General features: G+C 72.1%; 23 protein-coding genes and 1 pseudogene. 2 read left to right on the top strand and 22 right to left on the bottom strand.

The features are described 5' to 3' along the window. Window positions 1-59 precede the first annotated feature (59 nt). From BFF78_RS28310 to BFF78_RS28295, 4 genes are all read right to left on the bottom strand, one after another. Window positions 60-1397, bottom strand: a complete 1338-nt coding sequence (locus BFF78_RS28310) for a WxL domain-containing protein (RefSeq protein WP_069780984.1) — start codon at window positions 1395-1397, stop codon at window positions 60-62. Between the two features lie 152 nt (window positions 1398-1549). Beyond that, entirely contained in the window at window positions 1550-2026 is a 477-nt protein-coding gene (locus BFF78_RS28305; RefSeq protein ID WP_069780983.1) for a hypothetical protein, read from the bottom strand. Window positions 2027-2232: 206 nt separating this feature from the next. Continuing rightward, on the bottom strand, window positions 2233-2586 hold the full coding sequence (locus tag BFF78_RS28300) for a cytidine/deoxycytidylate deaminase family protein (protein WP_069780982.1): 354 nt from the start codon (window positions 2584-2586) through the stop codon (window positions 2233-2235). 28 nt (window positions 2587-2614) lie between these two features. Beyond that, complete coding sequence (locus BFF78_RS28295; protein ID WP_227026161.1) at window positions 2615-3436, bottom strand: helix-turn-helix transcriptional regulator; 822 nt, start codon at window positions 3434-3436, stop codon at window positions 2615-2617. A 149-nt stretch (window positions 3437-3585) separates the two neighbouring features. Between BFF78_RS28295 and BFF78_RS28290 the strand changes: the two genes are divergently transcribed. Further along, window positions 3586-5013, top strand: a complete 1428-nt coding sequence (locus BFF78_RS28290; RefSeq protein ID WP_069780980.1) for an MFS transporter — start codon at window positions 3586-3588, stop codon at window positions 5011-5013. On the opposite strand, the pseudogene BFF78_RS28285 reads toward BFF78_RS28290, so the two are convergent. The 8 genes and pseudogenes from BFF78_RS28285 to BFF78_RS28250 form a co-directional block, all read right to left on the bottom strand. Next, window positions 4998-5611 (bottom strand): annotated as a pseudogene (locus BFF78_RS28285) (S66 peptidase family protein). The gene BFF78_RS28290 and the pseudogene BFF78_RS28285 sit on opposite strands and share 16 nt — an antisense overlap. 42 nt (window positions 5612-5653) lie before the next feature. Beyond that, a complete protein-coding gene (locus tag BFF78_RS28280) occupies window positions 5654-6013 on the bottom strand; it encodes an MmcQ/YjbR family DNA-binding protein (protein WP_069780978.1) in 360 nt (119 codons plus the stop codon). Continuing rightward, a complete protein-coding gene (locus BFF78_RS28275) occupies window positions 6010-7296 on the bottom strand; it encodes a hemolysin family protein (protein WP_069780977.1) in 1287 nt (428 codons plus the stop codon). Before BFF78_RS28275 ends, BFF78_RS28280 begins: the two co-directional genes overlap by 4 nt. 10 nt (window positions 7297-7306) lie before the next feature. Beyond that, window positions 7307-7804 (bottom strand): rRNA maturation RNase YbeY, encoded by a 498-nt coding sequence (gene ybeY / locus BFF78_RS28270; protein WP_069780976.1) that lies wholly within the window; start codon window positions 7802-7804, stop codon window positions 7307-7309. Window positions 7805-7816: 12 nt separating this feature from the next. Then, window positions 7817-8899, bottom strand: coding sequence for a PhoH family protein (locus BFF78_RS28265; RefSeq protein ID WP_069780975.1), 1083 nt, complete (start codon window positions 8897-8899; stop codon window positions 7817-7819). A gap of 126 nt (window positions 8900-9025) precedes the next feature. After that, complete coding sequence (locus tag BFF78_RS28260) at window positions 9026-10150, bottom strand: carbohydrate kinase family protein (RefSeq protein WP_193433683.1); 1125 nt, start codon at window positions 10148-10150, stop codon at window positions 9026-9028. An 83-nt stretch (window positions 10151-10233) separates the two neighbouring features. Beyond that, on the bottom strand, window positions 10234-11523 hold the full coding sequence (locus BFF78_RS28255; protein WP_069780973.1) for a glucarate dehydratase family protein: 1290 nt from the start codon (window positions 11521-11523) through the stop codon (window positions 10234-10236). Further along, window positions 11520-12416, bottom strand: coding sequence for a 5-dehydro-4-deoxyglucarate dehydratase (locus BFF78_RS28250; protein ID WP_069780972.1), 897 nt, complete (start codon window positions 12414-12416; stop codon window positions 11520-11522). The genes BFF78_RS28255 and BFF78_RS28250 overlap by 4 nt, the downstream gene beginning before the upstream one ends. A gap of 273 nt (window positions 12417-12689) precedes the next feature. On the opposite strand from BFF78_RS28250, the gene BFF78_RS28245 reads away from it, so the two are divergent. Continuing rightward, complete coding sequence (locus tag BFF78_RS28245; protein WP_069780971.1) at window positions 12690-13916, top strand: MFS transporter; 1227 nt, start codon at window positions 12690-12692, stop codon at window positions 13914-13916. Here the strand turns inward: BFF78_RS28245 and BFF78_RS28240 are convergent. The 10 genes from BFF78_RS28240 to hrcA all read right to left on the bottom strand — a co-directional run bounded on the left by BFF78_RS28240 (window position 13868) and on the right by hrcA (window position 24696). Next, window positions 13868-14872 carry an adenosine deaminase gene (locus BFF78_RS28240; RefSeq protein WP_069780970.1) on the bottom strand — a complete coding sequence of 335 codons (1005 nt, stop codon included), beginning with the start codon at window positions 14870-14872 and terminating at the stop codon, window positions 13868-13870. The two genes, BFF78_RS28245 and BFF78_RS28240, sit on opposite strands and share 49 nt — an antisense overlap. Before the next feature lie 20 nt (window positions 14873-14892). Then, window positions 14893-15798, bottom strand: coding sequence for a ribonuclease Z (locus BFF78_RS28235; RefSeq protein WP_069780969.1), 906 nt, complete (start codon window positions 15796-15798; stop codon window positions 14893-14895). Window positions 15799-15804: 6 nt separating this feature from the next. Then, window positions 15805-16158: a histidine triad nucleotide-binding protein gene (locus BFF78_RS28230; protein ID WP_069780968.1), complete on the bottom strand. Its 354-nt coding sequence runs from the start codon at window positions 16156-16158 to the stop codon at window positions 15805-15807. Between the two features lie 49 nt (window positions 16159-16207). Beyond that, a complete protein-coding gene (locus tag BFF78_RS28225; protein WP_099054949.1) occupies window positions 16208-19447 on the bottom strand; it encodes a S41 family peptidase in 3240 nt (1079 codons plus the stop codon). Between the two features lie 73 nt (window positions 19448-19520). Then, window positions 19521-20039 carry a hypothetical protein gene (locus BFF78_RS28220; RefSeq protein ID WP_069780967.1) on the bottom strand — a complete coding sequence of 173 codons (519 nt, stop codon included), beginning with the start codon at window positions 20037-20039 and terminating at the stop codon, window positions 19521-19523. A gap of 163 nt (window positions 20040-20202) precedes the next feature. After that, window positions 20203-20595, bottom strand: coding sequence for a VOC family protein (locus BFF78_RS28215; RefSeq protein ID WP_069780966.1), 393 nt, complete (start codon window positions 20593-20595; stop codon window positions 20203-20205). A gap of 15 nt (window positions 20596-20610) precedes the next feature. Beyond that, window positions 20611-21357, bottom strand: a complete 747-nt coding sequence (locus tag BFF78_RS28210; protein ID WP_069780965.1) for a 16S rRNA (uracil(1498)-N(3))-methyltransferase — start codon at window positions 21355-21357, stop codon at window positions 20611-20613. After that, window positions 21354-22442, bottom strand: a complete 1089-nt coding sequence (locus BFF78_RS28205) for a nitronate monooxygenase (RefSeq protein WP_069780964.1) — start codon at window positions 22440-22442, stop codon at window positions 21354-21356. The genes BFF78_RS28210 and BFF78_RS28205 overlap by 4 nt, the downstream gene beginning before the upstream one ends. Window positions 22443-22542: 100 nt before the next feature. Further along, the gene (dnaJ, locus tag BFF78_RS28200) at window positions 22543-23679 is read right to left on the bottom strand and encodes a molecular chaperone DnaJ (protein ID WP_069780963.1); all 1137 of its coding nucleotides are present in this window, start codon (window positions 23677-23679) and stop codon (window positions 22543-22545) included. Then, window positions 23680-24696 carry a heat-inducible transcriptional repressor HrcA gene (gene hrcA, locus BFF78_RS28195; RefSeq protein WP_069780962.1) on the bottom strand — a complete coding sequence of 339 codons (1017 nt, stop codon included), beginning with the start codon at window positions 24694-24696 and terminating at the stop codon, window positions 23680-23682. Window positions 24697-24808 lie beyond the last annotated feature (112 nt).

Raw genomic sequence — 24808 nt, 5'->3', positions numbered from 1 at the left:
GGGTGCGGACCCCCGCGGAGGAGAGACGAAGGAACGGGCGGGTGCGGACGCCCGCACGCTCAGGTGAGCGTCAGCGTGAGCACACCGGAGTACGCACCCGGAGGCGTGAACGCCGGTACGTCCAGGGAGAGTCCGGCGTCGACGGTGAACTCACCGCCGGTGAGCGTGCCGTCGGAGGTCGACGCCAAAGTCGCCCCCGAGGCTCCCACGGTGCCCGCCGAACCGGCCTTGCACGTGCTGGGGCTGCCGGGTTTGGCCACGCACGCCGGGGTCCAGCTCAGCTTCCCCGCGTCGATCTTGCCGCCGGGACCGCTGAAGCCGGTGACCTTGCCGGTCAGGGACCAGCCCGCGGGCCCGCCGCGGAAGTCCTGGACCGTCACCGTCTGCAGCTTGCCCGTCGAGGCCCCGCCCTTGCCGAAGTCGACCGCCGACAGCGCGACGGAGTCCCCGGCCTGGGACATGGCCAGCGTGCCCGCCTTGACGGTGGTCGTCAGCTTCTGACTGCCCGGCGGAACGGGCGAGTTGTCGTTGACGACGTACGCCGCGGGACCGGCGCCCTTGTCCGCGCTCCAGGAGCCGCCCTCGTACGCCACGATCCCGGTCGTCGTCTTGTCCTTGACGACGAGGGAACCGCTGAAGGAACCCTGCGCGTTGGCCGTGACCGTGGCGGTGTCCGCGGTCTGGGTGGCCCCGGACCGCCCGGCCAGGGTCACGGTGGCGCCCGGCGTGAAGTTGCTGCCGCTGACCGTGACGGCGGCACCCGGGTCACCGGAGGCCGAACTCAGCGAGATCGCCCGGGTGTTGGCCGGGGTGCCGTCGGTCGCCGTGACGGTCTGGGACACCGGGGCGGGCGGGTTGGTGACCGTGCACGGGGTGTCCAGCTCCAGGATGTAGCTGGTGTGGATGTTGTAGTCGCCGGGCGAGAGGGTGATCTGCCCGGCCTTGGTGACGGTGAACGTGCCGGTCATGGAGAAGGACGGGAAGGCGGCCTTCCCCGGCACCGGCGGGTTCTTCTTGGGCCCGGCGACGGTCACGTCCCCCGTCTGGGCGCCACCGAGGGTCACCTTTCCGGTCGGGGTCATGATGTCGGCGGGCAGGGCGAGGTCGGTGGGGTTGCCGGCGGCGGCGGTGACCACGGTGTAGGTCACGGTGACGGTGTCGCCGACCTTCGGGCTGGCGTTGTCCACCGAGACGCCGGCGGTCGTGGTGCCGTCGATCGGCGGGATGCCCGCGACGGCGGGCGGGATGCAGTGCGTGGCGAAGTCCACGTTGGTGCCGGCGGCACCGGCCGGACCGGCCAGCGCGCCGCCCGCGGTGACCGCGAGCGCGGTCGCCCCGAACAGCGACGCCCAGCGCCACCGTCGGGATCTTCGTGGTCTTGGGGGTGTCGAACCCATGGGGCCCCCTCCTGAGGGTTGCGGGCGCAGCGGCTCATCTGCGCCGACAGGGGGCATTGATGTGGAGCCGGGGTGAGAAGTCAATGGAGATGCCGCAGAAACCTGACGGATCATCAGTTTCTGCGGCATCCGGAACAGATCGCTCAGTTCAGTCAGTCGAAGACGAAGGGGCCGGGCGACTGCGGACCGTTCGCCGTGCAGGTCACGGTGACCCCGAAGATGACCATCTTCAGCGAGCCGCCGTAGGCGTCCAGCTTGTCACCGGAGGCGACGGTGCCGGGGAGCGGGCCGACGCTGACGGCGTCGCCGGTGTTCATGGCGGGGTTCTTCGTCCCGCTGAACACGACGGAGCCGCCGCCCGACTTGGCCAGGCTGAGGGTGGAGGAGATGGAGTCCTTGGCCACCGCGACCGGCGCGGTGATCGCGGAGGAGGTGAGGGTGATGGTGGCCGAGGTGCCGCTCTGGGTGGCGGTGAGCGTGGCCGTACCGCCGCCGAAGATGCCGCAGCTCGCGGTGATGGTCGCCGACTGTGGGGTGACGGCGGCCGCGGAGGGCGCGAGGGCGAGTCCGGTGACCGCGAGGGCCCCGGCGACCAGCGCCGCACCCGTTGCCGTGCGCTTGCCTCTCATGGGGATCCGCTTCCCTTTCGTGTGGGGAGTGCCGTGTGGGGGGACACCGACGGACAGGGAGGCCGGGCAGGCGGGTGCGGGCACACTGCGCGGGTGGTGCGGATCTGACGGCCCGTCGGAACGTACGGCCTTATTGATGCGCAAGGGCAGGAACACAACAAGGTTGAATTCCGGCCGACCTTTCGTTCGGCCGGCACTTCGGTACGTCAGCCGGCGGAAACGGTCAGCCGGACAGCACCGTCAGGCCCGGCGAGCAGCACCGGCGTCCCCGCACCACCGAGATCGGCAACCGCGGCCAAGTCCTCGCCCGCCACCGACTCCGCGTCGCTCACCACCGCCGCCGCCTCCAGCGAGGTGGCCCCCGACGCCACGGCCATGGCGACCGCCGTCCGCAGCGCGCTCAGCTTCAGCGAGGGCAGCGAAACCGTCCCGGCGGCATACGTACGCCCGGTCTCGTCCCGTACGGCCGCCCCCTCCGGCACACCGTTGCGAGCCCGAACGGAACGGGCCAGGGTCACGATCTTGCGGTCCTCGGGGTCAAGCGCGTTGCTCTCGGTCATGCCCAGAGCATACGAAGCCCGGCCCCGTTCACCCCGCCACGGGGTACATCGCGCCCCGCCGCCCCTCCGGGGACGCCAGCCACTCCAGCTTCGCCGCGGTGTTCGCCTCCTCCAGCGGAGTGTGCAGCACGATCATCAGATCGGGCCGGGCCGGCACCTTCATCGCCGTCGACTCCACCACCAGCAGCCCGACCAGCGGATGCTCCAGCTCCTTGCGGATCTGCCCCTGGTCCTGGATGTCCCGCTCGGCCCACAGCCGGACGAACTCCGGGCTGCGCTCGGACGCCTCGGCGAGGACCTCCTGGAAGCCCTCGTCGTCCGGCCGCGCCGCACACGCGGCCCGGAACTGCGCCACGACCGTACGCGCGTTCTCCTCCCAGCTGTGGCTGCGCGACCGGTACAGCGGATCGGTGAAGAAGTCGACGAGGCAGTTCTGCGTGATGTCCGGCCGCATGCCGAGCACGATCGCGGCCGCGTCGTTGTACATCACGCAGTTGTAGTACAGGTCCATGATGTGCGCCGGATACGGCATCCAGGTGTCGATCAGCCGCCGCAACCCCTCGCACATGTCCCGCTTCTCCGGCGCCACTTCGGGCGCCGGCGGGTTCAGCCCGGCCAGCAGGTACAGATGCCGGCGCTCGGCGTTGCTCAGCCGCAGCACCCGGGCGACGGCGTCCAGCACCGACGGGGAGACGGAGATCTCCCGCCCCTGCTCCAGCCACTGGTACCAGGAGGCGCCCACCCCGGCGAGCACGGCGACCTCCTCCCGGCGCAGCCCGGGCGTACGGCGCCGGCCGCCGCCGGCCGGCAGTCCGGCCTCCTCCGGTCTGACCCGGGCCCGCCGGCTCATCAGGAACTCGCGCAGTTCACTGCGTCGTTCACTCTGCGACGCCCCCGCTACAGGCACGTACCGCTCCTCCCCCGTCGTATCTGGTGGTGCCACCACCACCATAAGTTCCGACTCCCCACCGGTATTCCGCTCGTCCGAAGCTCTTTGCCATGGCGACCGACACCACCACCCAGCCCACCACCGCGGGCACACCGCTCGACACCACCGGGACGCCCCGGCTGTCCACGCGTGACAAGCTCGTCCTGTTCGTCCTGTGCGCGGCCCAGTTCATGGTCGCGCTGGACTTCTCCGTCCTGAACGTGGCCCTGCCCGAACTGGGCACCGACCTCGGCATGAGCCGCTCGGCCCTGCAGTGGGCCGTCACCGCGTTCGCGCTGCCCTCCGGCGGATTCCTTCTCCTCTTCGGCCGCATCGGCGACCTGTACGGCCGCCGGAAGCTGTTCCTGACCGGCCTGGCCCTGTTCGGCGCGGCCTCGCTGCTGGCGACCCTGGCCTGGGACCCGGCGTCGTTCCTCACCGGGCGCGCGCTGCAGGGTCTCGGCGCGGCGGCGATCGTCCCGGCGGGCATGTCCCTGCTGACCACCACCTTCCCGGAGGGCCCGGCCCGCGACCGCGCCCTCGGCATCTCCGGCACCCTGCTGTCGCTGGGCTTCACCATCGGCATGGTCGCGGGCGGTGTGCTGACCGACGCGCTCGGCTGGCGCTCGACGATGGCCCTGCTGTCGGTGTTCGCGCTGCTCGTGCTGCCGCTGGCGCCGGGCCTGCTGCCGGAGTCGCGCACCCCGGAGCGTCCGCGACTGGACGTTCCCGGCGCCGTCACCGTCACCACCGGTCTGCTGTCCCTGATCTACGCCCTGTCCACGGCCGCCGACCACGGTTTCGGCCGCGTGGACGTCATCACGGCGCTGCTCGCCGGCGGGCTCCTGCTGACCGCGTTCACGGTGATCGAGTCCCGCACGCAGGCCCCGCTGGTCTCCCTGCCCATGCTGCGGCGGCGCACGGTGGCCTGGGGCAACGTGGGCGGTCTGGTCACCTTCTCGATGATGTCGACGGTGGTCTTCGTCCTGACGCTGTACCTCCAGGAGATCCTGCACCTGTCGGCGTTCGAGACGGGGCTGGTCTTCGGCTTCCAGGGCGTGCTGTCGGCCGTCGCCGGCACGCTCGCCGCGAAGGTGATCGGCCGCTTCGGCGCCCGCCGCGTCCTGGTCGGCTCGCTGACCGGCCAGGGCGCGCTGATCGCGACGCTGCTCCTGCTCAACTCCCACGTCTGGTCGGTCTGGCTCGCCACGGCGGCCGTGTCCCTGGCCAGCATGTGCCACCTGGGCGCGATCATCTCGTACGGCCTGACGGTCACCTCCGGTGTGCCGGACGAGGAGCAGGGCCTGGCCACCGGTCTGGTGACCTCCACCCAGCAGGTCGGCATCACGATCGGCATCCCGCTGCTGGGCGTGCTGGCCACCACCTCCCACGACCTGCTGACCGGCGTCCACACGGTCCTCGCCCTGGACGCGGGGATCGTCCTCGCCGCCGCCGTCCTGGTCGGCCTGGGCCTGCGCCGGGGTCAGTCCGGGATCTGAACGATCTCGCTCCGCGCGGCCGTGTGCACCACACGGCCGCGCGCGCCGTTGACCAGGGGGAGGTACGGCGCCACGTGCCCGCACTCGACGTCGGCGACGATCGGCACCCCGAGCGGCCCGAGCGCGTCGAGGACGGCCTGGTGCCGGGTGAGGGTGCGGCCGTCGGGGGCTCGGGTGCGGCCCACGAGGACGGCGGCCGCACGGTCGAAGAACCCGGCGGTGGGGGTCCCCCCGCGCGAGGGTGTTCGAGCGTGGGGGAGCATGCCGTGCAGGTGACGGCAGATGGTGAAGGCGTTGTCCTCGCACGCCTCGACGTACACGAGCAGCGGCTCGTCCCCGGCGAAGCGCGAGGTGTCCAGGTACGGGGCGCCCGCGAGGTGGCCGATGGTCTCGATACAGCCGCCGATCAGCCGGCCCTCGACATCGACGTCCGCGTCCCCGTCGAGCCGGCTCCAGGCGCCCTCGGCGTCCAGCGTGAGGTCTCGTGGGTCAGCGGGGTGATCAGCGTGGAGATGTCGGACCAGCCGGCCAGCCACGTCGGCTCGGCCCGCCCGATCCGCTCGAAGTCGAGCAGCGGCAGGTGGGGCGAGCCGTCCATGCACCGGCCGACGACCACCTCGTATCCGCGCTCCTACCGGATTTACGGCCGGTCCAGCCGCAGCCGGTCGGTTCTGCGCAGTCCGGCGACGACAAGGTCGTACGAGTCCTCGATCAGCTCTGTCACCAGCCGGTCGGGCAGGGCGCCGTCGGCGGTCACGGTGTTCCAGTGCCGCTTGTTCATGTGGTAGCCGGGGATGATCAGCCCCTTGTGCTCGCCGCGCAGCCGGACCGCGTCCTCCGGGTCGCACTTGAGGTTGACCGTCAGGGGCCGACCGTCCAGCCGGCTCAGCGCGAACATCTTGCCCAGGACCTTGAACACGGAGGTGTCCGGGCCGAACGGGAAGTCCTCGACGGCCGCGTTGAAGGACAGGCAGAAGGCGCGCAGCGCCTTGGGGGTCACTCCGGTTTCCCCTCCCCGGCGGGTTCCACCAGGACAGTGACGATCTTGTTGCGGCGGCCGGAGGCGGCCTCCGCCGTGAGCTTCAGCCGGCGCTCGTCGGGCAGTTCCACCTCGGCGGACGCGCCCGCGATGGGGACGCGGCCGAGGGCCTTGGCGAGCAGTCCGCCGACGGTCTCCACGTCCTCGTCGTCGTACTCCTCCAGGCCGTACAGCTCGCCGAGGTCGGTGATGTCCAGGCGCGCGGTGACCCGGAAGCGGTCGTCGCCGAGGTCCTCGACGGGCGGGAGTTCCCGGTCGTACTCGTCGGTGATCTCGCCGACGATCTCCTCGAGGATGTCCTCGATGGTGACGATGCCGGCGGTGCCGCCGTACTCGTCGATGACGACGGCGACGTGGTTGCGTTCCTTCTGCATCTCGCGCAGCAGGTCACCGGCGTTCTTGGTGTCGGGCACGAAGACGGCGGGCCGCATGGCGGTGGAGACCAGGTCGCTCTCGGCTTCCCGGCTGATGTGTGTCTTGCGGACCAGGTCCTTCAGATACACGATCCCGACGATGTCGTCCTCGCTCTCGCCGGTGACCGGTATCCGGGAGAACCCGGAGCGCAGGGCGAGGGTGAGGGCCTGCCGGATGGTCTTGAAGCGCTCGATGCTGACCAGGTCGATGCGCGGCACCATGACCTCGCGGACCAGCGTGTCGCCCAGCTCGAAGACCGAGTGCACCATGCGGCGCTCCTCGTCCTCGATCAGCGACTCCTGCTCGGCGAGGTCGACCAGCGCCCGCAGCTCGGCCTCGGAGGCGAACGGGCCGCGCCTGAAGCCCTTGCCGGGCGTGAGAGCGTTGCCGATGAGGATCAGCAGCGACGGGATCGGCCCCATGATCCGCGCGAGTGGCAGCAGGACGTACGCCGCCGCGGTCGCGGTGTTCAGCGGATGCTGCCGGCCGATGGTGCGCGGGGACACCCCCACCGCCACGTACGACACCAGGACCATGACGCCGATGGCGACCAGCAGGGCCTGCCAGGTGGCGGTGAACTCCTCCAGGCAGGCGTACGTCACCAGGGCCGCCGCCGCCATCTCGCAGGCGACGCGGACCAGCAGGGCCACGTTCAGATAGCGGGTCGGGTCGGCGGCGATCTGGGCGAGCCTGTCGCTGCCGCGCCGGCCGGACTTGACGGCCTCCTCGGCGCGGAAGCTGGAGACCCGGGCGAGGCCCGCCTCCGCGCAGGCGGCGAGCCACGCGACGACGACCAGCGCGATCGCGCCGATCACGATCTGCGGAGACATGCGGGCCCGCTTACGAGACGGTGGGCGCCGGGGACGGCCCCATCAGCCCGCGCTCGGCCCGCCACCCGTCGACAATGGCGGCCTGGAGCCCGAACATCTCGGCCTTCTCGTCGGGCTCCTCGTGGTCGTAGCCCAGCAGGTGCAGCACGCCATGGACGGTGAGCAGCTGAAGCTCTTCGTCCATGGAGTGCTGCGTCGGTGCTTCCGTCCCCTGCTTGGCGGCGACCTCCGGGCACAGCACGATGTCGCCGAGCAGCCCCTGCGGCGGCTCGTCGTCGTCCTTGGTGGGCGGCCGGAGCTCGTCCATCGGGAACGACATGACATCGGTCGGCCCGGGCAGGTCCATCCACTGGATGTGCAGCTGCTCCATGGCGTCGGCGTCCACGACGATCACCGAGAGCTCGGAGAGCGGGTGGATGCGCATCCGCGCGAGTGCGTAGCGGGCGATGTCGAGGATCGCCTGCTCGTCGACCTCGGTGCCGGACTCGTTGTTGACGTCGATCGACATGGTCGTGCTGGTCTACTTCCCCTTGGAGCCCTTGGCGCCGGTCTTGCCACGGCCGCCCTTGTGGGTGCCGTTCTCGGTGCCGTGCTTGCTGTCGTACAACTCGTACGCGTCGACGATACGGCCCACCAGCTTGTGCCGTACGACATCGTGGGACGACAGCCGGGAGAAGTGGACGTCCTCGACGCCCTCCAGGATCTCCTGCACCTGCCGCAGACCGGACTTGGTGCCGTTCGGCAGGTCGACCTGCGTCACGTCACCGGTGATCACGATCTTCGAGTCGAAGCCGAGGCGGGTAAGGAACATCTTCATCTGTTCGGGGCTCGTGTTCTGGGCCTCGTCCAGGATGATGAAGGCGTCGTTGAGCGTGCGGCCACGCATGTAGGCGAGCGGCGCGACCTCGATCGTCCCCGCCGCCATCAGCCGGGGGATGGAGTCCGGGTCGAGCATGTCGTGCAGCGCGTCGTACAGCGGGCGCAGGTAGGGGTCGATCTTCTCGTACAGCGTGCCGGGCAGGAAGCCGAGCCGCTCCCCCGCCTCCACGGCCGGCCGGGTCAGGATGATCCGGTTGACCTGCTTGGACTGCAGGGCCTGTACGGCCTTGGCCATGGCCAGGTAGGTCTTGCCGGTACCGGCGGGTCCGATGCCGAACACGATGGTGTGCTTGTCGATCGCGTCGACGTACCGCTTCTGGTTGAGGGTCTTCGGGCGGATCGTCCGGCCTCGCGAGGACAGGATGTTCTGCGTCAGCACCTGAGCCGGGGTCTCGGGGCCGTCGCTCGTCCCGTTCTCGCTCGCCTTGAGCATGGCGATCGAGCGTTCCACTGCGTCCTCCGTCATCGGCTGCCCGGTGCGGAGCACCAGCATCATCTCGTCGAACACGCGCGAGATCAGGGCGACGTCGGCGGGGTGGCCGACCGCGCTGATCTCATTGCCCCGGACGTGTATGTCGGCCCCCGGGAAGGCCCTCTCGATCACACGCAGGAGGGAGTCGCCGGAACCCAGCACGGTCACCATGGGGTGCTGGGCGGGGACGGTGAACTGCGCTCTCGCCTGCTCCTGCGCGGGTGTGGTGTGAGCTGTGGGTGTCTGTGTCATGGGCCGGCGCTGAAGGCCTGCGCTTCCTCCTCGTCACGGCCGCGTAGCTGAGGGCGGCCTCGCGATTCCAGGGTACGACGGTGCACTGACAAGCCCGTAGGCCTTTTCAGGGAGGGAGCGCGTCGGTCATGCGGAGCGCCGGAAACCGATCGTCGGTACCGCCCGCCGCAAGGGCCAGGGCCGGTCCAGTACCTCCGGCACCAGCCCTTCGAGGAACTCATACCTCCGCAGCGCCATCGGCTCCTGCCCCGGGAGGGCCTGCACCCGCCGCCACCACGCCCCGATCTCCGACCATCCCGGCGCCGACAGGGACCCCCCGAACTCCTGCACCGACAGCGCCGCCGTGAGCCCGGCGAAGGCGAGCCGGTCCGCCAGCGGCCACCCCGCCAGGGACCCCGTCACGAACCCGGCGACGAAGACATCCCCCGCGCCGGTCGGATCCAGCGCCTCCACGGCGATCGCCGGCACCTCGGCGGCCTCCCCGGTGCGCCGGTCCACCGCGTACGCCCCCTCCGGCCCCAGGGTCACGACGGCCACCGGCACGTGCTCGGTCAGGGCATGCGCGGCGACCCGCGGGCAGTCGGCCCCCGTGTACCGCTTCGCCTCCTCCGCGTTCGGCAGAAACGCCTCGCAGTGCTCCAGGTCGGCGAGCCCGGCGAGATCCCACGCCCCGGTGTCGTCCCAGCCGACGTCGGCGAAGATCCGGGTCCCCTCCCGCGCGGCCTGCGCGATCCACGGCGCGCGCGTGCCGGGCGTGAGCGAGGCCACGGCGGCACGCGCGCGGGGCGGGCAGTCCGGCGCCGGTTCCTCCGGGGGCGGCTCGTGGCCGTGGGACACCATGGTCCGCTCGCCCTCGTACGCCATGGACACGGTCACCGGCGAGTGCCAGCCGGGCACGGTCCGCGACGCCGACAGATCGATGCCCTCGCCCTGTGCGAGCGCGTCCCAGCAGTACTCGCCGTAGTGGTCGTCCCCGAAGGCCGCCGCGAGGGACGTCCGCAGACCGAGCCGGGCCAGCGCCGTGGCCATGTTGGCGACCCCGCCGGGGCTGGAGCCCATGCCCCGGGCCCAGGACTCGGTGCCGCGCACGGGCGCCGAGTCCAGGCCGGTGAAGATGATGTCGAGGAAGACCGTGCCCGTCAGATAGACGTCCCAGGGCGGGTCGGCGGGCACCCGCAGCGCTGCGAGCGGGTCGACCTGGGCCCGACAGCGCGCGGCCTGGGTGAGGTGTTCCGGTTCCTCTCCGGTGATCGTGTGCGACGGGGTCACGGTGCGCTCCCTGGCGTGGTGCGGATCTGGCCAGTGTGCACCACATTGCGCGCCGTGCCCCGGGGTCACCAGCGGGGCATCACCGGTTGCCGCCAGCCCGGTTCACCCGCCCGCATCGCCGCCGCGTCGTCGCGGTCGCGCAGCGAGCCGTCGTCCTCGGCCCACCGCCGGTGCAGCCGGGCCAGTTCGTCCCGGTCGAGTTCGACACCGAGGCCGGGTGCGTCCGACACCGCGACCCGGCCGCCGGTGAAGGCGAGCCGTTCGGTGAGGACGTCCTCGCACTGCCAGGGATTGTGGGAGTCGCACGCGTGGTGAAGGCCGGGGACGGTGGCCGCGACCTGGGTCATCGCGGCGAGGCTGATCCCCAGATGGGTGTTGGAGTGCATCGACACCCCGACCCCGAACGCCGCGCAGATCGCGGCGAGTTCCCGGGTGTTGCGCAGCCCGCCCCAGTAGTGGTGGTCGCAGAGCACGACCTGCACGGCGTCGCGCGTGAACGCCTCCTTGATCTCGCCGACGGTGGTCACGCACATGTTGGTGGCGAGCGGCACGTCGGTCCCGGCCGACACCTCGGCCATCGCGGGCGTGCCCAGCGTCGGGTCCTCCAGGTACTCCAGGACGTCCCCGAGTTCCTTCGCCACCTTCAGCGAGGTCTCGACCGACCAGGCGCCGTTGGGGTCGAGGCGCAGCGGGTGCCCGGGGAAGGCCTCGGCGAGGGCCCGTACGGCCGCGATCTCCTCGTCGGGCGGGAAGACACCGCCCTTGAGCTTGAACGAACCGAAGCCGTGCCGCTCCTGGAGCCTGCGCGCCTGTGCCACGATCCCGGCCGGGTCGAGGGCGGCGCCCCACTCGTCGGGCTCGGCCGGGACGCCCGCCGGGTGCGCGGCCCACTTGTAGAACAGGTAGGCGCTGTACTCCACGGCGTCCCGCACCTTGCCGCCGAGCAGCGCGTGCACGGGCAGCCCGAGCGCCTTGCCCTGGGCGTCGAGGCAGGCGACCTCGAAGGCGGACAGCACCGACAGCCGCAGCTTGTCGGCGCTCTGCACCCCGCGCAGCCCGCCGGCGTCGACCTGTCCCTCGATGCGTGACGCGTCGACACCGAGGTCGAGTGCGAACAGACTGTTCACATCCATGACCGACCGTCCGGTGAGCCACTCGGCCAGGGGGCGGGCCAGTTCCAGGTACTTGGTGTCGCCGTAGGTCTCGCCGAGCCCGGTGATGCCGTCGGCGGTGACGATCTCCACGATCAGCCGCGGGGTGTACGGCTGGTGCACGCCCTGGGTGTTGAGCAGCGGCGCGTCGGCGACCAGGATCGGCGTCAGCCGCACCTCGGCGATGGTCAGATCACGGTTCACAGGGCGGCTCCTACGAGGTCGAGTCCGGCGGTGAGCAGGGCCTTGAGGTCGGCCAGGTCGGCGGGCGCGGGGTCGGTGAGCGGGGCGCGCACCGGCCCGACGCGCTCGCCCCGCAGCCGGGCCGCCGCCTTCACCAGGGACACGGCGTATCCGGGCGCGCGGTCGCGGAGCTCGACGAACGGGACGTAGAACTCCCGCAGCAGCTTGTCGACCGTCCCGTCCTCCCCGTCCCGGAGCGCGGTGAAGAAGGCGCCGGCGATCTCGGGGGCGAAGGCGTGCACGGCGGAGGAGTAGGCGGGGACGCCGACCGCGGCGTAGGCGCGGGCCTGGATCTCCGCGGTGGCGGCGCCGTTGAAGAAGAGGAAGCCGTCGGGGGCGGCGAGGGTGAGGCGCTGCAGCCGGTCGAGGTCACTGTGGCCGTCCTTGAGGCCGATGACGTTCGGGATGCGGGTGATGCGCCGCAACGCCCCCACCGTATAGGCGACTTGGCCGCGCTGGTAGGCGATCAGCGGCAGCCGGGTGCGTTCGGCGAGCCGCTCCAGCTGGGCGGCGAGGCCGTCCTGCGGGGCGTCGACCAGGTAGTGCGGCAGTACGAGCAGGGCGTCGGCGCCGGCCTCCTCGGCGATCCGCGCGAACCGGGCGGCCTGCGCCCAGCCGCACCCGGTCCCGGCCACGACCGGCACCCGCCCCGCCGCCTCCTCGACGGTGACCCGGACGACGGTCCGGTACTCCTCCTCGTCCAGCGAGAAGAACTCCCCGGTGCCGCAGGCCGGGAAGACGGCGCCGGGCCCGGCGGCGAGCCGGCCCGCGACATGGGCGCGCAAGCCGTCGGGATCGAGGGAGCCGTCGTCATGGAACGCGGTGAGCGGGAAGGACAGCACCCCGCGCGCCATCCCCTCCCGCAGCCGCCGCGCCACACCCGCAGGACTCGGATCGCCGCCCACCCGATCATCTCCCCTTATGAATGTCGTCTATATATGAGAACGAGCGTAGCGCCTTTTACCCGGACCCGCACATGGCAAACCGAAAAGTGACGTAGATCGCACCACCCGGCCTTCTTCCGGGAACCGCGTGCTTGATACAACTTGCTCGCGCGTTCCTGTCCATCGACGGTCGTCGCCCCTCCCCTCTTCGACCCCTTCCTTTCGCCTGCCCTGGGAACGCCCGTGTCCGCCCCCCGCACCCCGCCCTGGCCCCTCGTCGCCCTTTTCACGGCCGGGTATCTCGCGCCCTATCTGCTGCCGACCACCGTCGGCCGGCTCGATTCGGGACTGCCGCTCACCGCCACCCAGGCCGGGGCCATCGGCAGTGCGCTGCTGCTGAGTTCGGCGACGGCGGGCTTCCTGCTGGCCGCCCGGGTCGACCGGATCGGCCCCCGCACCCTCGCCCGCGCCGGCCTCGCGCTCGCCGTCCTCGGCTACGGCGCTGCCGCCCTCACCTCCTTCGTGCCGGCCGTCGTCGCCGGCGCGGTCGTCGGCGGATTCGGCTCCGGCACGGTCACGGCGGTCGCCGCGAGCGGCATCGCCGCACAGCACAACCCGCACCGGGTCACCACGCTCGGCCTGCTCGGCGTCTCCGCCCTCGCCGGCGCCCTGTACCTGACGATCCCCCGGCTCGGCCCCGGCCACGGCCTGCCGCTCGCGGCCATCGCGCTCACGGCGCTCGCCGTCCTCCCGCTCACCGGCCGCCTGCCCGGCCGGACCGCGCCGGCCCGTACGGCCGTCGGGTACGGCGGGCTCCCCCGCCCCCGCGCCGGACTGCTGCTGGCCGCCGCCATGACCTGCTGGTCCCTCGTCCAGAACTCCCTCTGGGGCGTGAGCGGCCGGATCGGCCTCGACCAGGCCCGCCTCACCGAGGTCACCGTCGGCGCGGTGTTCGCGATCGCGCTGGGCGCCGGACTCGTCGGGGTCGTCGGTGCGGGCGCGCTCGGCCCCCGGCTGGGCCAGGCGGTGCCGATCGGCGCCGGTACGGCCCTGATCGCGGGCTGCATCGCGGTCAGCGCGTCCGCGACCGGCCTGCCGGCCTTCGCGGCGGGCGAGATCTCCTGGAACCTGCTCTACCCGGTCGTCCTGTCGTACGTCATCGGCCTCGCCGCCTCCCTCGACCCGCGCGGCCGCTGGGCCGTCCTGGTCGGCTCGGCGGCCTCGCTGGGGACGGCGGCGGGACCGCTGACGGGGAGCATGCTGGCGGCGGGGACGGGCTACCCGGCGATGGGGAAGGTGCTCGGCGCCGGGCTGCTGCTGATCGCCGTACCGATGACGGCGGTGGCGCTGCGCGCGGGCAGGCGGCCCCTGCCGGTCGTGGAAGTCCCGGTGGAGTCGCCCGCCGTGGCCGCCCGGCTCGCCTACGACACGGCGTCGCCGAACTCGTACGCCTCCACCTCGGCGATGTAGCGGGCCCGCCGCTCCTCGTCGTCCTCCAGGAAGGAGGCGAGGAAGGAGTTGCGGGCCAGCTCGCGCAGCCGGTCCTCGGTCAGGCCCAGGGTCCGGTGTACGGCCGCGAAGTTGTCGCCCGCGTAGCCCCCGAAGTATGCCGGGTCGTCGGAGTTGACCGTGCACAGCAGGCCGGCGTCGAGCATGGCCGGCAGCGGGTGGTCGGCCAGGGTGTCCACGGTCCGCAGGCGGACGTTGGACAGCGGGCACAGGGTCAGCGGGATGCGTTCCCGGACCAGCCGCTCGACCAGCGCCGGGTCCTCCACACAGCGCAGCCCGTGATCGACGCGCTCGACGCCGAGCACGTCCAGGGCCTCGGTGATGTACTCCGGCGGCCCCTCCTCGCCGGCGTGCGCGACGCGGCGCAGCCCGAGCCCGGCCGCGGCCTCGTACACCTCACGGAACTTCACCGGCGGATGCCCGACCTCGGCGGAGTCCAGGCCGACGCCGGTGATCCGGTCCAGGTACGGCCGGGCGGCCTGAAGGGTCTCCATCGCCGACTCGGCGGACTCGTCCCGCAGGAAGCAGAGGATGAGCCTGGTGGAGATCCCGTGGTTCCGCTCGCTGCCGCCCAGCGCCCGCCACAGCCCCTCCACGACCGTGCCCATGGGCACACCCCGCGCGAGGTGGGCCTGCGGGTCGAAGAAGATCTCCGCGTGCCGCACGCCCTGCGCGGCGGCCCGGGCCAGATAGGCGTCGGCCAGGTCGGCGAAGTCCTGCTCGGTGCGCAGGACGGCCATCAGCTCGTAGTACAGGTTCAGGAAGGACTGGAGGTCCTCGAACCGGTACGCCGTGCGGAGCTCGTCCGTGTCCGCGTACGGCAGGGTCACGCCGTTGCGGGCGGCCAGCTCGAACGCCAGCTCCGGCTCCAGGGTGCCTTCGATGTGGAGGTGCAGTTCTGCTTTCGGGAGGGGCATCAAAGCATCGTACGGATCTTCTATCGCCGTTTCGGGACCGGCACCCGCTGCAGATCGTGCGCCACGGTCAGCTCGCCCTCGAAACCGGCCGCCCGCGCCTGCCGTTCGAATTCCTCCGGTTCCCCGTACCGCTGGCTGAAGTGGGTGAGGACGAGGTGCCGTACGCCCGCGTCCCGGGCGACGGCGGCGGCCTGACCGGCGGTCAAGTGGCCGTGCTCCACGGCCAGTTCGATGTCCTCGTCCAGGAAGGTCGACTCGATGACCAGCAGGTCGCAGCCCTCGGCGAGCGCGTGGACGCCGTCGCAGAGCCGGGTGTCCATGACGAACGCGAACCGCTGCCCGCGCCGCACCTCGCTGACGTCCTCCAGCGTGACGTCCCCCAGCCGGCCCTCGCGCTGCAGCCGGCCGACGTCCGGCCCCTTGATCCCGTGCGCGGCGAGCCGGTCGCGCAGCATACGGCGGCCGTCGGGTTCGATCAGCCCGTAGCCGTAGGACTCGACCGGGTGCGACAGTCTGCGGGCCTGAAGGGTGTACGCCGGCGTCACCGCGAGGATGCCGTCGGCGGCGACCGGCGCCTCGGTGATGCCGACCGTCTCCCGGTAGGCCGTCGCATAGCGCAGGCGGTCGAAGAAGCGCTGGCCGGAGCGCGGGTAGTGCGCGGTGATCTCGTGCGGTACCTGGTCGAGGTTGATCCGCTGGATGACACCGGCGAGACCGAGGCAGTGGTCGCCGTGGAAGTGTGTGACGCAGAGACGGTTCAGGTCGTGGGCGGCGACCCCGGCGCGCACCATCTGGCGCTGCGTGCCCTCGCCGGGATCGAACAGGATGCCCTCGCCGTCCCACCTCAGCAGGTAGCCGTTGTGGTTGCGGTGCCGGGTGGGGACCTGGCTGGCGGTGCCGAGGATCACCAATTCACGTACGGACACGGTGGTTTACCCGGGGGGCCATTCCATGCCACGGCCGCCGAGGACGTGCGCGTGGGCGTGCCAGACGGTCTGGCCGGCGCCGGAGCCGGTGTTGAAGACGATGCGGTAGCTCTCGAGCTTTTCCTCGTCGGCTACGGCCTGGGTCTCGGCGAGGACGTCGGCGGCGAGTTGCGGCGCTTCGGCGCCGAGGACGGCGGCGTTCTTGTAGTGGGCCTTGGGAATCACCAGGATGTGGGTCGGGGCCTGGGGGTTTATGTCCCGGAAGGCGACGGTGGTCTCTGTTTCGCGGACGATCGTCGCCGGGATGCTCCCTGCGACGATCTTGCAGAACAGGCAGTCGTCCTGCGGTTCTCCGGCCATGCGTGTGCCTCCTCACGCTGGTGATCAATACCCGGGCATCGTAGTCGTATCAGGTGGGCATTCCCGGCGGCGTTTTCGCGGGGCGTTCCTCCAGCGCCGCCAGCGCGAGCCTGATCGCCTCGTCGAGCTGTGTGTCCCTGCCCTCGGCCCAGTCCTGAGGCCGCTGTACGACCTCCACGTCCGGGTCCACCCCATGGTTCTCCACGTCCCACCCCACGCCCTCCAGCCACATCGCGTACTTCGGCTGGGTGATCAGGGTGCCGTCGACCAGGTGGTAGCGGCTGTCGATGCCGATGACGCCGCCCCAGGTGCGGGTGCCGACGACCGGTCCGATGCCCAGGGCCTTGATCGCCGCGTTGACGATGTCGCCGTCGGAGCCGGAGAACTCGTTGGCGACGGCGACGACCGGGCCGCGCGGGGCGTCGAGGGGGTAGCTGGTGGGGCGCATGCCGCGCGGGAGGTCCCAGCCGATGATGCGCCGGGCCAGTTTCTCCACGACCAGCTGGGAGGTGTGGCCGCCGCGGTTCTCGCGGACGTCGACCACGAGTCCTTCGCGGGCCACCTCCACGCGCAGGTCCCGGTGGATCTGGGCCCAGCCGGGGGCCTGCATGTCGGGGACGTGGAGGTAGCCGAGCCGGCCGTCGGAGGCCGCGTGGACGTGGGCGCGGCGGTCGGCAACCCAGGCGTGGTAGCGCAGGGGCTCCTCGTCGGCGATGGGGATGACGACCGTGTGCCGGGGTTCGCCACCGCCCGCCGGGGAGACGGTCAGCTCCACCGGGTGGCCCGCCGTACCGACGAGGAGCGGGCCGGGGCCCGTCACCGGGTCGACCTGGTGGCCGGCCACGGCGATGATCGCGTCACCGGGCCGGACCGCGACGCCGGGTGCGGCGAGCGGGGAGCGGGCGTCCGGGTCGGAGGTCTCCGCGGGCAGGATACGGTCGATGCGCCAACTGCCGTCCGGGTGGCGGGAGATGTCGGCGCCCAGCAGACCGTGCCGGGGACCGCCGCGGGAGCCGCCGGCGGGGATGACGTAGGCGTGCGAGGTGCCGAGCTCGCCGTGCACCTCCCAGAGGAGGTCGACGAGGTCGCTGTGGGTGGCGAGGCGGGCGAGGAGGGGGCGGTAGCGGGCGAGGATGCCGGTCCAGTCGGCGCCGCCGAGGTCGGGCCGCCAGAAGTGGTCGCGCATGAGGCGGCCGGTCTCGTCGTACATCTGCCGCCACTCGGCGGCCGGGTCGAGGGTCTGCCGGACCCGGGCGAGGTCGACGGTGACGCTGGTGTCGCCGTCGTCGTCGGTGCCGGCCCGGCGGTCGCTGGGGACGACCCGGAGCCGGCCGTCGGCCCACAGCAGCACGCGTTTGCCGTCGCCGCTGACCTCGAAGTGGTCGGCGTCCGCGGCCAGGTGCTCCAGGCGCCGCTGGGCGAGGTCGTAGCGTTCCAGCTCGGTGTGCGGGTCGGGGTCCTCGGGGTGGGCGCGGGCGGCGCCGAGGACGCCGTGCACGGGGTGGCGCAGCCAGAGCACGCCGTCCTTGGCGGCGCGCAGCGAGGAGTACCGGCCGGCTTCCACCGGGAAGGGCACGATCCGGTCGGCGAGCCCTTCGAGGTCGATGCGGGTGGCCGGGGTGCCCTCGCTGTCCGGGGTCTCGTCCTTGTCCGCGGACTCGAAGGGGCGGCCGTGGCGTTGCGGGCCGAACGGCGAGGGTGTGGTGGCGGCCAGGGTGATCAGGTGCGGGCGGGCGCCGACCACGAAGGCGAGGTCGAAGACGTGCTCGTCGTAGACCGGGTCGAAGGCGCGGTTGGAGAGGAAGGCGAGGTGTTTGCCGTCGAGGGTGAAGGCGGGGGCGTAGTCCTGGAAGCGGAGGGGGGTCGCCTCGGTGACCGACAGGTCGGTGGTGTGGGCGATGCGCAGCTGCGAGAGCGGGCGCGGGCCGGGGTGGGCCCAGGCGAGCCAGGCGGAGTCGGGTGAGAAGGCGAGGCCGCAGACCTCGCCGTCGTCGCTGCTGTCGACCTCGCGGACCTCTCCGGTCTCCCGCTCGACGAGCAGCAGGCGTCCGTCGTGCGAGGCGACGGCGGCCCGGCTGCCGTCGGGGGCCATGGCCAGCTCCAGCACCCGGCCGAGCTGTCCGGCGGCGAGCCGGCGCGGGGTGGCGCCGGGCACGGTGCCGGTGGCCGGGGCGAACTCCAGGGCGTCGTCGCCCTCGGCGTCCGTCACCCACACCACCCACTCCTCGCCCTCGGCACGGAAGGCGCGCGGCATCCGGGCGCGGACGCCGGGGGTGGCGGCGAGGGCACGGGCGGGCCCGGAGCGGTGGGTGACCCAGTGGATCCCGCCGCGCACGCAGACGGCGCTGCCGCGCGCGGTGTGGTCGCAGGACGCCTCGCCGAACCAGCGGGCGGCGTTCACCGGACGGGGCCGCAGATCGACCCGCGGCCCGCCCAGGCGCACGTCCAGCCGGCGCGGCTCGGCGCCCTCCAGGTCGTCCAGCAGCCACAGTTCACCGGCCGAGCTGTAGACGACCCGGGTGCCGTCGCCGGAGGCGTGCCGGGCGTAGAAGCCGTCGAGGGGGGTGTGCCGACGCAGGTCGGAGCCGTCGGCGAGGGAGGAGTAGAGGGCGCCGGTGCCCTCGTGGTCGGAGAGGAAGGCGATCCGGTCCCCGGCCCACACCGGGCACTCGATGTTCCCGTCGACGTCCTCGTGCAGCCGGACGAACTCCCCGCTGCCCTCCCGGTCGATCCACAGCTTGCCCGCCGTGCCGCCCCGGTAGCGCTTCCAGTAGGCGGCCTCGCGGCCCATCGGCGCGGACAGCAGCACGGTGGCCGGGCCGAGGGTCACGTCGCCGACCGGGCCGTACGGCAGGGTCTCGGCGGGTCCGCCGTCCAGCGGGACGGCGTACGCCCAGGTGTGCCGGAAGCTGGCCTGGCCCTGCGCGCCGAGCGCGAGCACCCGCCCGTCGGCGGTCCAGCCGCGTACCTCGGTACGGCGGTTGCCCCAGTACGTCAGCCGGGCCGCGGGGCCGCCGTCGACGGGGGCGACATGCACCTCGGGCGCGCCGTCGCGGGTGGAGGTCCAGGCGAGGAACCGTCCGTCGGGGGATATCCGGGGCTGGGTCACCGGCATGTCGTCGGCGCTGACCCGCCAGGCCCGGCCGCCGCCGAGGGGCGCGAGCCATACGTCGTCCTCGGCGACGAAGGTCACCAGGTCGCCGTGCACATGGGGGAACCGGAGATAGCCGGGGGACGACGTGTTCGCCGCCGTGTTCCCCGTCGCGTCCGCCGTCGTCTTCCCCGTCATGTTTCCCGTCGAAGCACCCTGAGTCACCAGGTCACTGTACGCAGCGACCGGTGTGCCCCGCTCCCCCTTCCGATCACTTTCCCTCGACGGGCCAGCAGGTCGGGTCGCCCTTGCACCAGAGGGTGCGGGTGACGGTGACGGTCACGGTCGGCCGGCCGCCGCCGGGGGGATAGGTGGGCGGCTGGTACGTGGGCCCGGGCGTGACATCGCAGTCGCCGAGCCCGTCGACGTGGAACACCTCTCTCCCGCCGACCTTCGCCGTCAGGTCCCCCCGTACACACGCGCCGTCGACGGCCTTGGTCACCTTCCCGGTGACGGTGATCTTCCGCCCGTCCTTGGTCTCGCCCCGGCAGTCGACGGACACGACGGTGGTCTCGTCCGGCGAGGGCGTGCCACCCGCCGTCCTGCCCCCATTGCCGTAGTCGCCGGTACAGGTGAGCCATCTGACGTCGACATGCTGCTGCCTGAGCTTGGCCGTCGCGGTGGTCTCGGTGGTGTAGGCGACCCCGGCGGAACTGAGATCGTCAGGTTGACACGCCACAACTGCCACACCGGCCACACCGGTCATCCCCGCGACCGCTACGAGCCGCATCCCACGCCGATTCCGTCTCAAAACCCCCATGCAGGGCAGAGTGCCACCGCCAGGGGCACCACGGAAGGTCGCTTACGGCCACTCACCCGTTCGGGGCGCGGGCACCATCGCGGCACCCCCGACGGCGCGCCCAACGGGTGGGCCCTGCCGCCCACGGTCGCCGTCAGCCCCGCAGCAGCAGCCACTGCTGGAGCTCGACCAGGTTGCCCTCCGGGTCCTTGAGGTGGGCGACGCGCATGCGGTCGGTCATGAGGGCCGGGCCGTGTACCAGGACCGCGCCACGGGCGACGATCTGCGCAGCGTAGGCGTCCAGGTCGTCGACGCGCAGGACGACCAGCGAGCGGTGGCCGGTGGCGGTCTCGCCCAGTTCGTCGAGGATCTCGGCCATCATCGCCCGGTCCTGCAGCGCGATCCCGGCGGAGCCGACGTGCGGGCTGAACTTCTCGTACGGCCCCTCGGTCGCGCCGGACTGCGGCTTGAGGCCGAGGACGTCGGCGTAGAAGCGGTAGCAGGCGGCGAAGTCGGTGACCAGGAGCCGGACTTGGGCGAGTTCCACGGTGTCCCCCAGGTGTCAGGACCAGCGACCGGTGCGGCCCAGCAGCAGGGCCGCGGCGGCGGTGCCGGCGGTCGATGTACGCAACACGGTGGGACCGAGCACATACGCCTTCCCACCCGCCTCCTCGAAGAGCGCCAACTCGTCCCGCGCCACGCCCCCTTCGGGACCGACGACCAGCACGATCTCGCCCTCGGCGGGCAGTTCGGCGGTGGCCAGCGGCCGGTTCGCGTGCTCGAAGTCGGAGTGCAGCACGCCGGCGAAGTCGGCTTTGGCGAGAAGTGCGGCAACCTGCTTGGTGCTTGCCGCGTCCGCGACCTGAGGGAAGCGGACCCGGCGGGACTGCTTGCCGGCCTCCCGCGCGGTGGCCCGCCACTTGCCGAGCGCCTTCAGGCCCCGGTCCCCCTTCCACTGGGTGATGCAGCGGGCGGCCTGCCAGGGCACGATCGCGTCGACGCCGACCTCGGTCATCGTCTCGACGGCGAGTTCGCCCCGGTCGCCCTTGGGAAGGGCCTGCACGACGGTGATGCGGGGGCTCGGCGCGGGCTCCTCGGAGACCCCCGGCACATGGACGATCAGCCGGTCCTTGCCCTCGCTGCCGATCACCTCGCAGACCGCGTACCGCCCGGCGCCGTCGGTGAGGACGACCTCCTCACCGGGCTGCAGCCGCTTGACCGAGACCGCGTGCCGTCCTTCGGGGCCGTCCAGGACGTACCGGTGGCTGTCCGGGTCGAAGTGCTCGACCACGAAGACCGGGGCGGTCATCCGGCATCACCTCCGGGCCGGGCGGAGTGCGACAACGCTGTCCGCGCGTCGGCCAGTTCGGCCGCCAGCACCTCCACCAGCCGCCCGGCCGGCAGCTCCCGGGCAAGCCGGTGGCCCTGGCCCGCCCACAGCGCCATGCCCTGCGCGTCCCCGGCCTTGGCGGCGGCCTTGCGCAGCGGTGCGGTCAGGTGGTGGACCTCGGGGTAGGCGGCGGGGGCGTACGGGCCGTGCTCGCGCAGGAACCGGTTGACCAGTCCGCGTGCCGGCCGCCCGGAGAACGCGCGCGTCAACTCGGTGCGCGCGAACAGGGGGTTGGTCAGCGCCTGCTTGTGCAGCGCGTTGGCGCCGGACTCGGCCGTGGCGAGGAACGCGGTGCCCAGCTGGGCCGCGCTCGCGCCCGCCGCGAGGACGGCGGCGATCTGGCTGCCGCGCATGATGCCGCCGGCGGCGACGACCGGGATGCTCACGGCCTCGCGGATCTGCGCGACCAGCGACAGCAGCCCGATGCCGGAGCCGTCGTTCTCGGGGAGGTCCCGATGGGTTCCCCGATGGCCGCCCGCCTCCACGCCCTGCGCGATCACCGCGTCCGCCCCGGCCCGCTCCACCGTGCGGGCCTCCTCGGCGGTGGTGGCGGTGACCAGGGTGACGGTGCCGGCCCGGCGCAGCTTGTCGAGCACCTCCCGGCTCGGCACACCGAAGTGGAAGGACACCACGGGTACCGGGTTGTCGAGGAGTACGGCGAGCTTGGCGTCGTAGCCGTCGTCCCGGCCGCTGTCCGGATCGCCCAGCTCGGTCTCGTACCAGGCGGCCTCGCCGGCCAGCTGGTGGGCGTAGACCTCGACGGCGCCCGACTCTGCGTATTCGGGGTGCGGTATGAGGACGTTCACGCCGAAGGGGCGGCTCGTGAGCCCCCGCAGCTGCTTGATCTCCTGGTACATCCCGTCGGCGGTCTTGTACCCGGCGGCGAGAAAACCGAGACCACCGGCCTCGGAGACGGCGGCGGCGAGCTGCGGGACGGAGACACCGCCCGCCATGGGGGCCTGCACGATCGGGTGGGGGAGGAGATCGGTCAGCGCGGAGGACATGACCGCATGTTGTCACGTCCTTTGAAAGAGTCCGAATCGGGGCTTCCCACGGCATAGGACAATGGCATACGGGGTGCCGGAGCACCCCGTATGCAGCGCCTCAGCGCCCGTTGAAGGCGTCCTTCAGCCGCGAGAACAACCCCTGCTGCCCCGGCTGGAACTGTCCCTGCGGGCGCTCCTCGCCCCGCAGCTTGGCCAGTTCCCGCAGCAGCCGCTCCTGCTCCGGGTCCAGTTTGGTCGGCGTCTGCACCTCGACGTGCACGATCAGGTCACCGCGGCCGCCGCCGCGCAGATGTGTGACGCCCCGGTTGTGCAGCGGGATCGACTGGCCGGACTGGGTGCCGGGCCGGATGTCGACCTCCTCCATGCCGTCCAGGGTCTCCAGCGGCACCTTGGTGCCGAGCGCCGCCGCTGTCATCGGGATGGTGACCGTGCAGTGCAGGTCGTCGCCGCGCCGCTGGAAGGTCTGGTGCGGCAGCTCGTGGATCTCGACGTACAGGTCACCGGCCGGACCGCCGCCCGGCCCGACCTCGCCCTCACCGGCGAGCTGGATCCGCGTGCCGTTGTCGACACCGGCCGGGATCTTCACGGTCAGCGTCCGCCGCGACCGGACCCGGCCGTCGCCGGCGCACTCCGGGCACGGGGTGGGCACGACCGTGCCGAAGCCCTGGCACTGGGGGCAGGGACGCGAGGTCATGACCTGGCCCAGGAAGGACCGGGTGACCTGCGAGACCTCACCGCGGCCGCGGCACATGTCACACGTCTGGGCGGTCGTCCCCGGCGCCGCGCCCTCGCCGTTGCAGGTGTTGCAGACGACGGCCGTGTCGACCTGGATGTCCTTGGTCGTGCCGAAGGCCGCCTCGTTCAGCTCGACCTCGATGCGGATCATCGCGTCCTGGCCGCGCCGGGTGCGCGAGCGCGGGCCGCGCTGGGACGCCGTACCGAAGAAGGCGTCCATGATGTCGGAGAAGTTGCCGAAGCCACCGGCCCCGAAGCCGCCCGCGCCGGCGCCGCCCGCCTGCGAGAGCGGGTCGCCGCCGAGGTCGTAGACCTGCTTCTTCTGCGGGTCCGAGAGCACCTCGTAAGCGGCGTTGATCTCCTTGAACCGCTCCTGGGTCTTCGGGTCCGGATTGACGTCCGGGTGCAGCTCGCGCGCGAGCCGGCGGAACGCCTTCTTGATCTCATCCTGCGACGCGTCGCGGCGCACGCCGAGAACGGCGTAGTAGTCCGTGGCCACTTACGACTCCGCCAGGATCTGTCCGACGTACCGTGCCACTGCGCGTACCGCTCCCATCGTTCCCGGGTAATCCATGCGGGTCGGTCCGACCACGCCGAGCTTGGCAACCGCCTCGCCGCCCGAACCGTAGCCCACCGACACCACGGAGGTGGAGTTGAGTCCCTCATGAGCGTTCTCGTGCCCGATGCGCACCGTCACGCCCGGATCCTTCGCCTCGCCGAGGAGCTTGAGGAGCACGACCTGCTCCTCCAGGGCCTCCAGGACGGGCCGGATCGTGAGGGGGAAGTCGTGTCCGAAGCGGGTGAGATTGGCGGTGCCGCCGATCATCAGCCGCTCCTCGTTCTCCTCGACGAGTGTCTCCAGGAGAGTGGAGAGCACCGTGGAGACCGTACCGCGGTCCTCGGCCTCGAAGGCTTCCGGCAGGTCCTCGACCAACCGCGGCACATCCGCGAACCGGCGGCCCGCGACCTTGCTGTTCAGCCGCGCGCGCAGGTCCGCCAGCGACGACTCCCCGAACGGCGCCGGGCAGTCGACCATCCGCTGCTCGACCCGGCCGGTGTCCGTGATCAGCACGAGCATCACGCGCGCGGGGGCGAGCGAGAGCAGCTCCACATGCCGCACGGTGGACCGGGTCAGGGACGGGTACTGCACGACGGCGACCTGCCGGGTGAGCTGCGCGAGCAGCCGCACGGTGCGGGCCACGACGTCGTCGAGGTCGACGGCGCCCTCCAGGAAGTTCTGGATGGCCCGCCGCTCGGGCGCGGTCATCGGCTTGACGCCGGCGAGCTTGTCGACGAACAGCCGATAGCCCTTGTCCGTCGGGATCCGCCCGGCGCTGGTGTGCGGCTGGGCGATGTATCCCTCGTCCTCCAGGGCCGCCATGTCGTTGCGGACGGTGGCCGGGGAGACCCCGAGGCTGTGCCGCTCGGTCAGGGCCTTCGACCCGACCGGCTCCTCGGTGCCCACGTAGTCCTGGACGATGGCGCGCAGTACCTGAAGCCTGCGTTCACTCAGCATTCGCGCGCACCTCCAGCATGTGGTCGTCCCCTCTGTCCCGCGGTCTCGTCCGCCTGGCACTCTTCACGTGTGAGTGCCAGGGTTCCCGCCCAGTGTACGGCTGTCGGGTACA

The sequence above is a fragment of the Streptomyces fodineus genome (assembly GCF_001735805.1).
GTDB classification, from domain to species: domain Bacteria; phylum Actinomycetota; class Actinomycetes; order Streptomycetales; family Streptomycetaceae; genus Streptomyces; species Streptomyces fodineus.
This window is presented reverse-complemented; position numbering and strand designations above follow the sequence as displayed.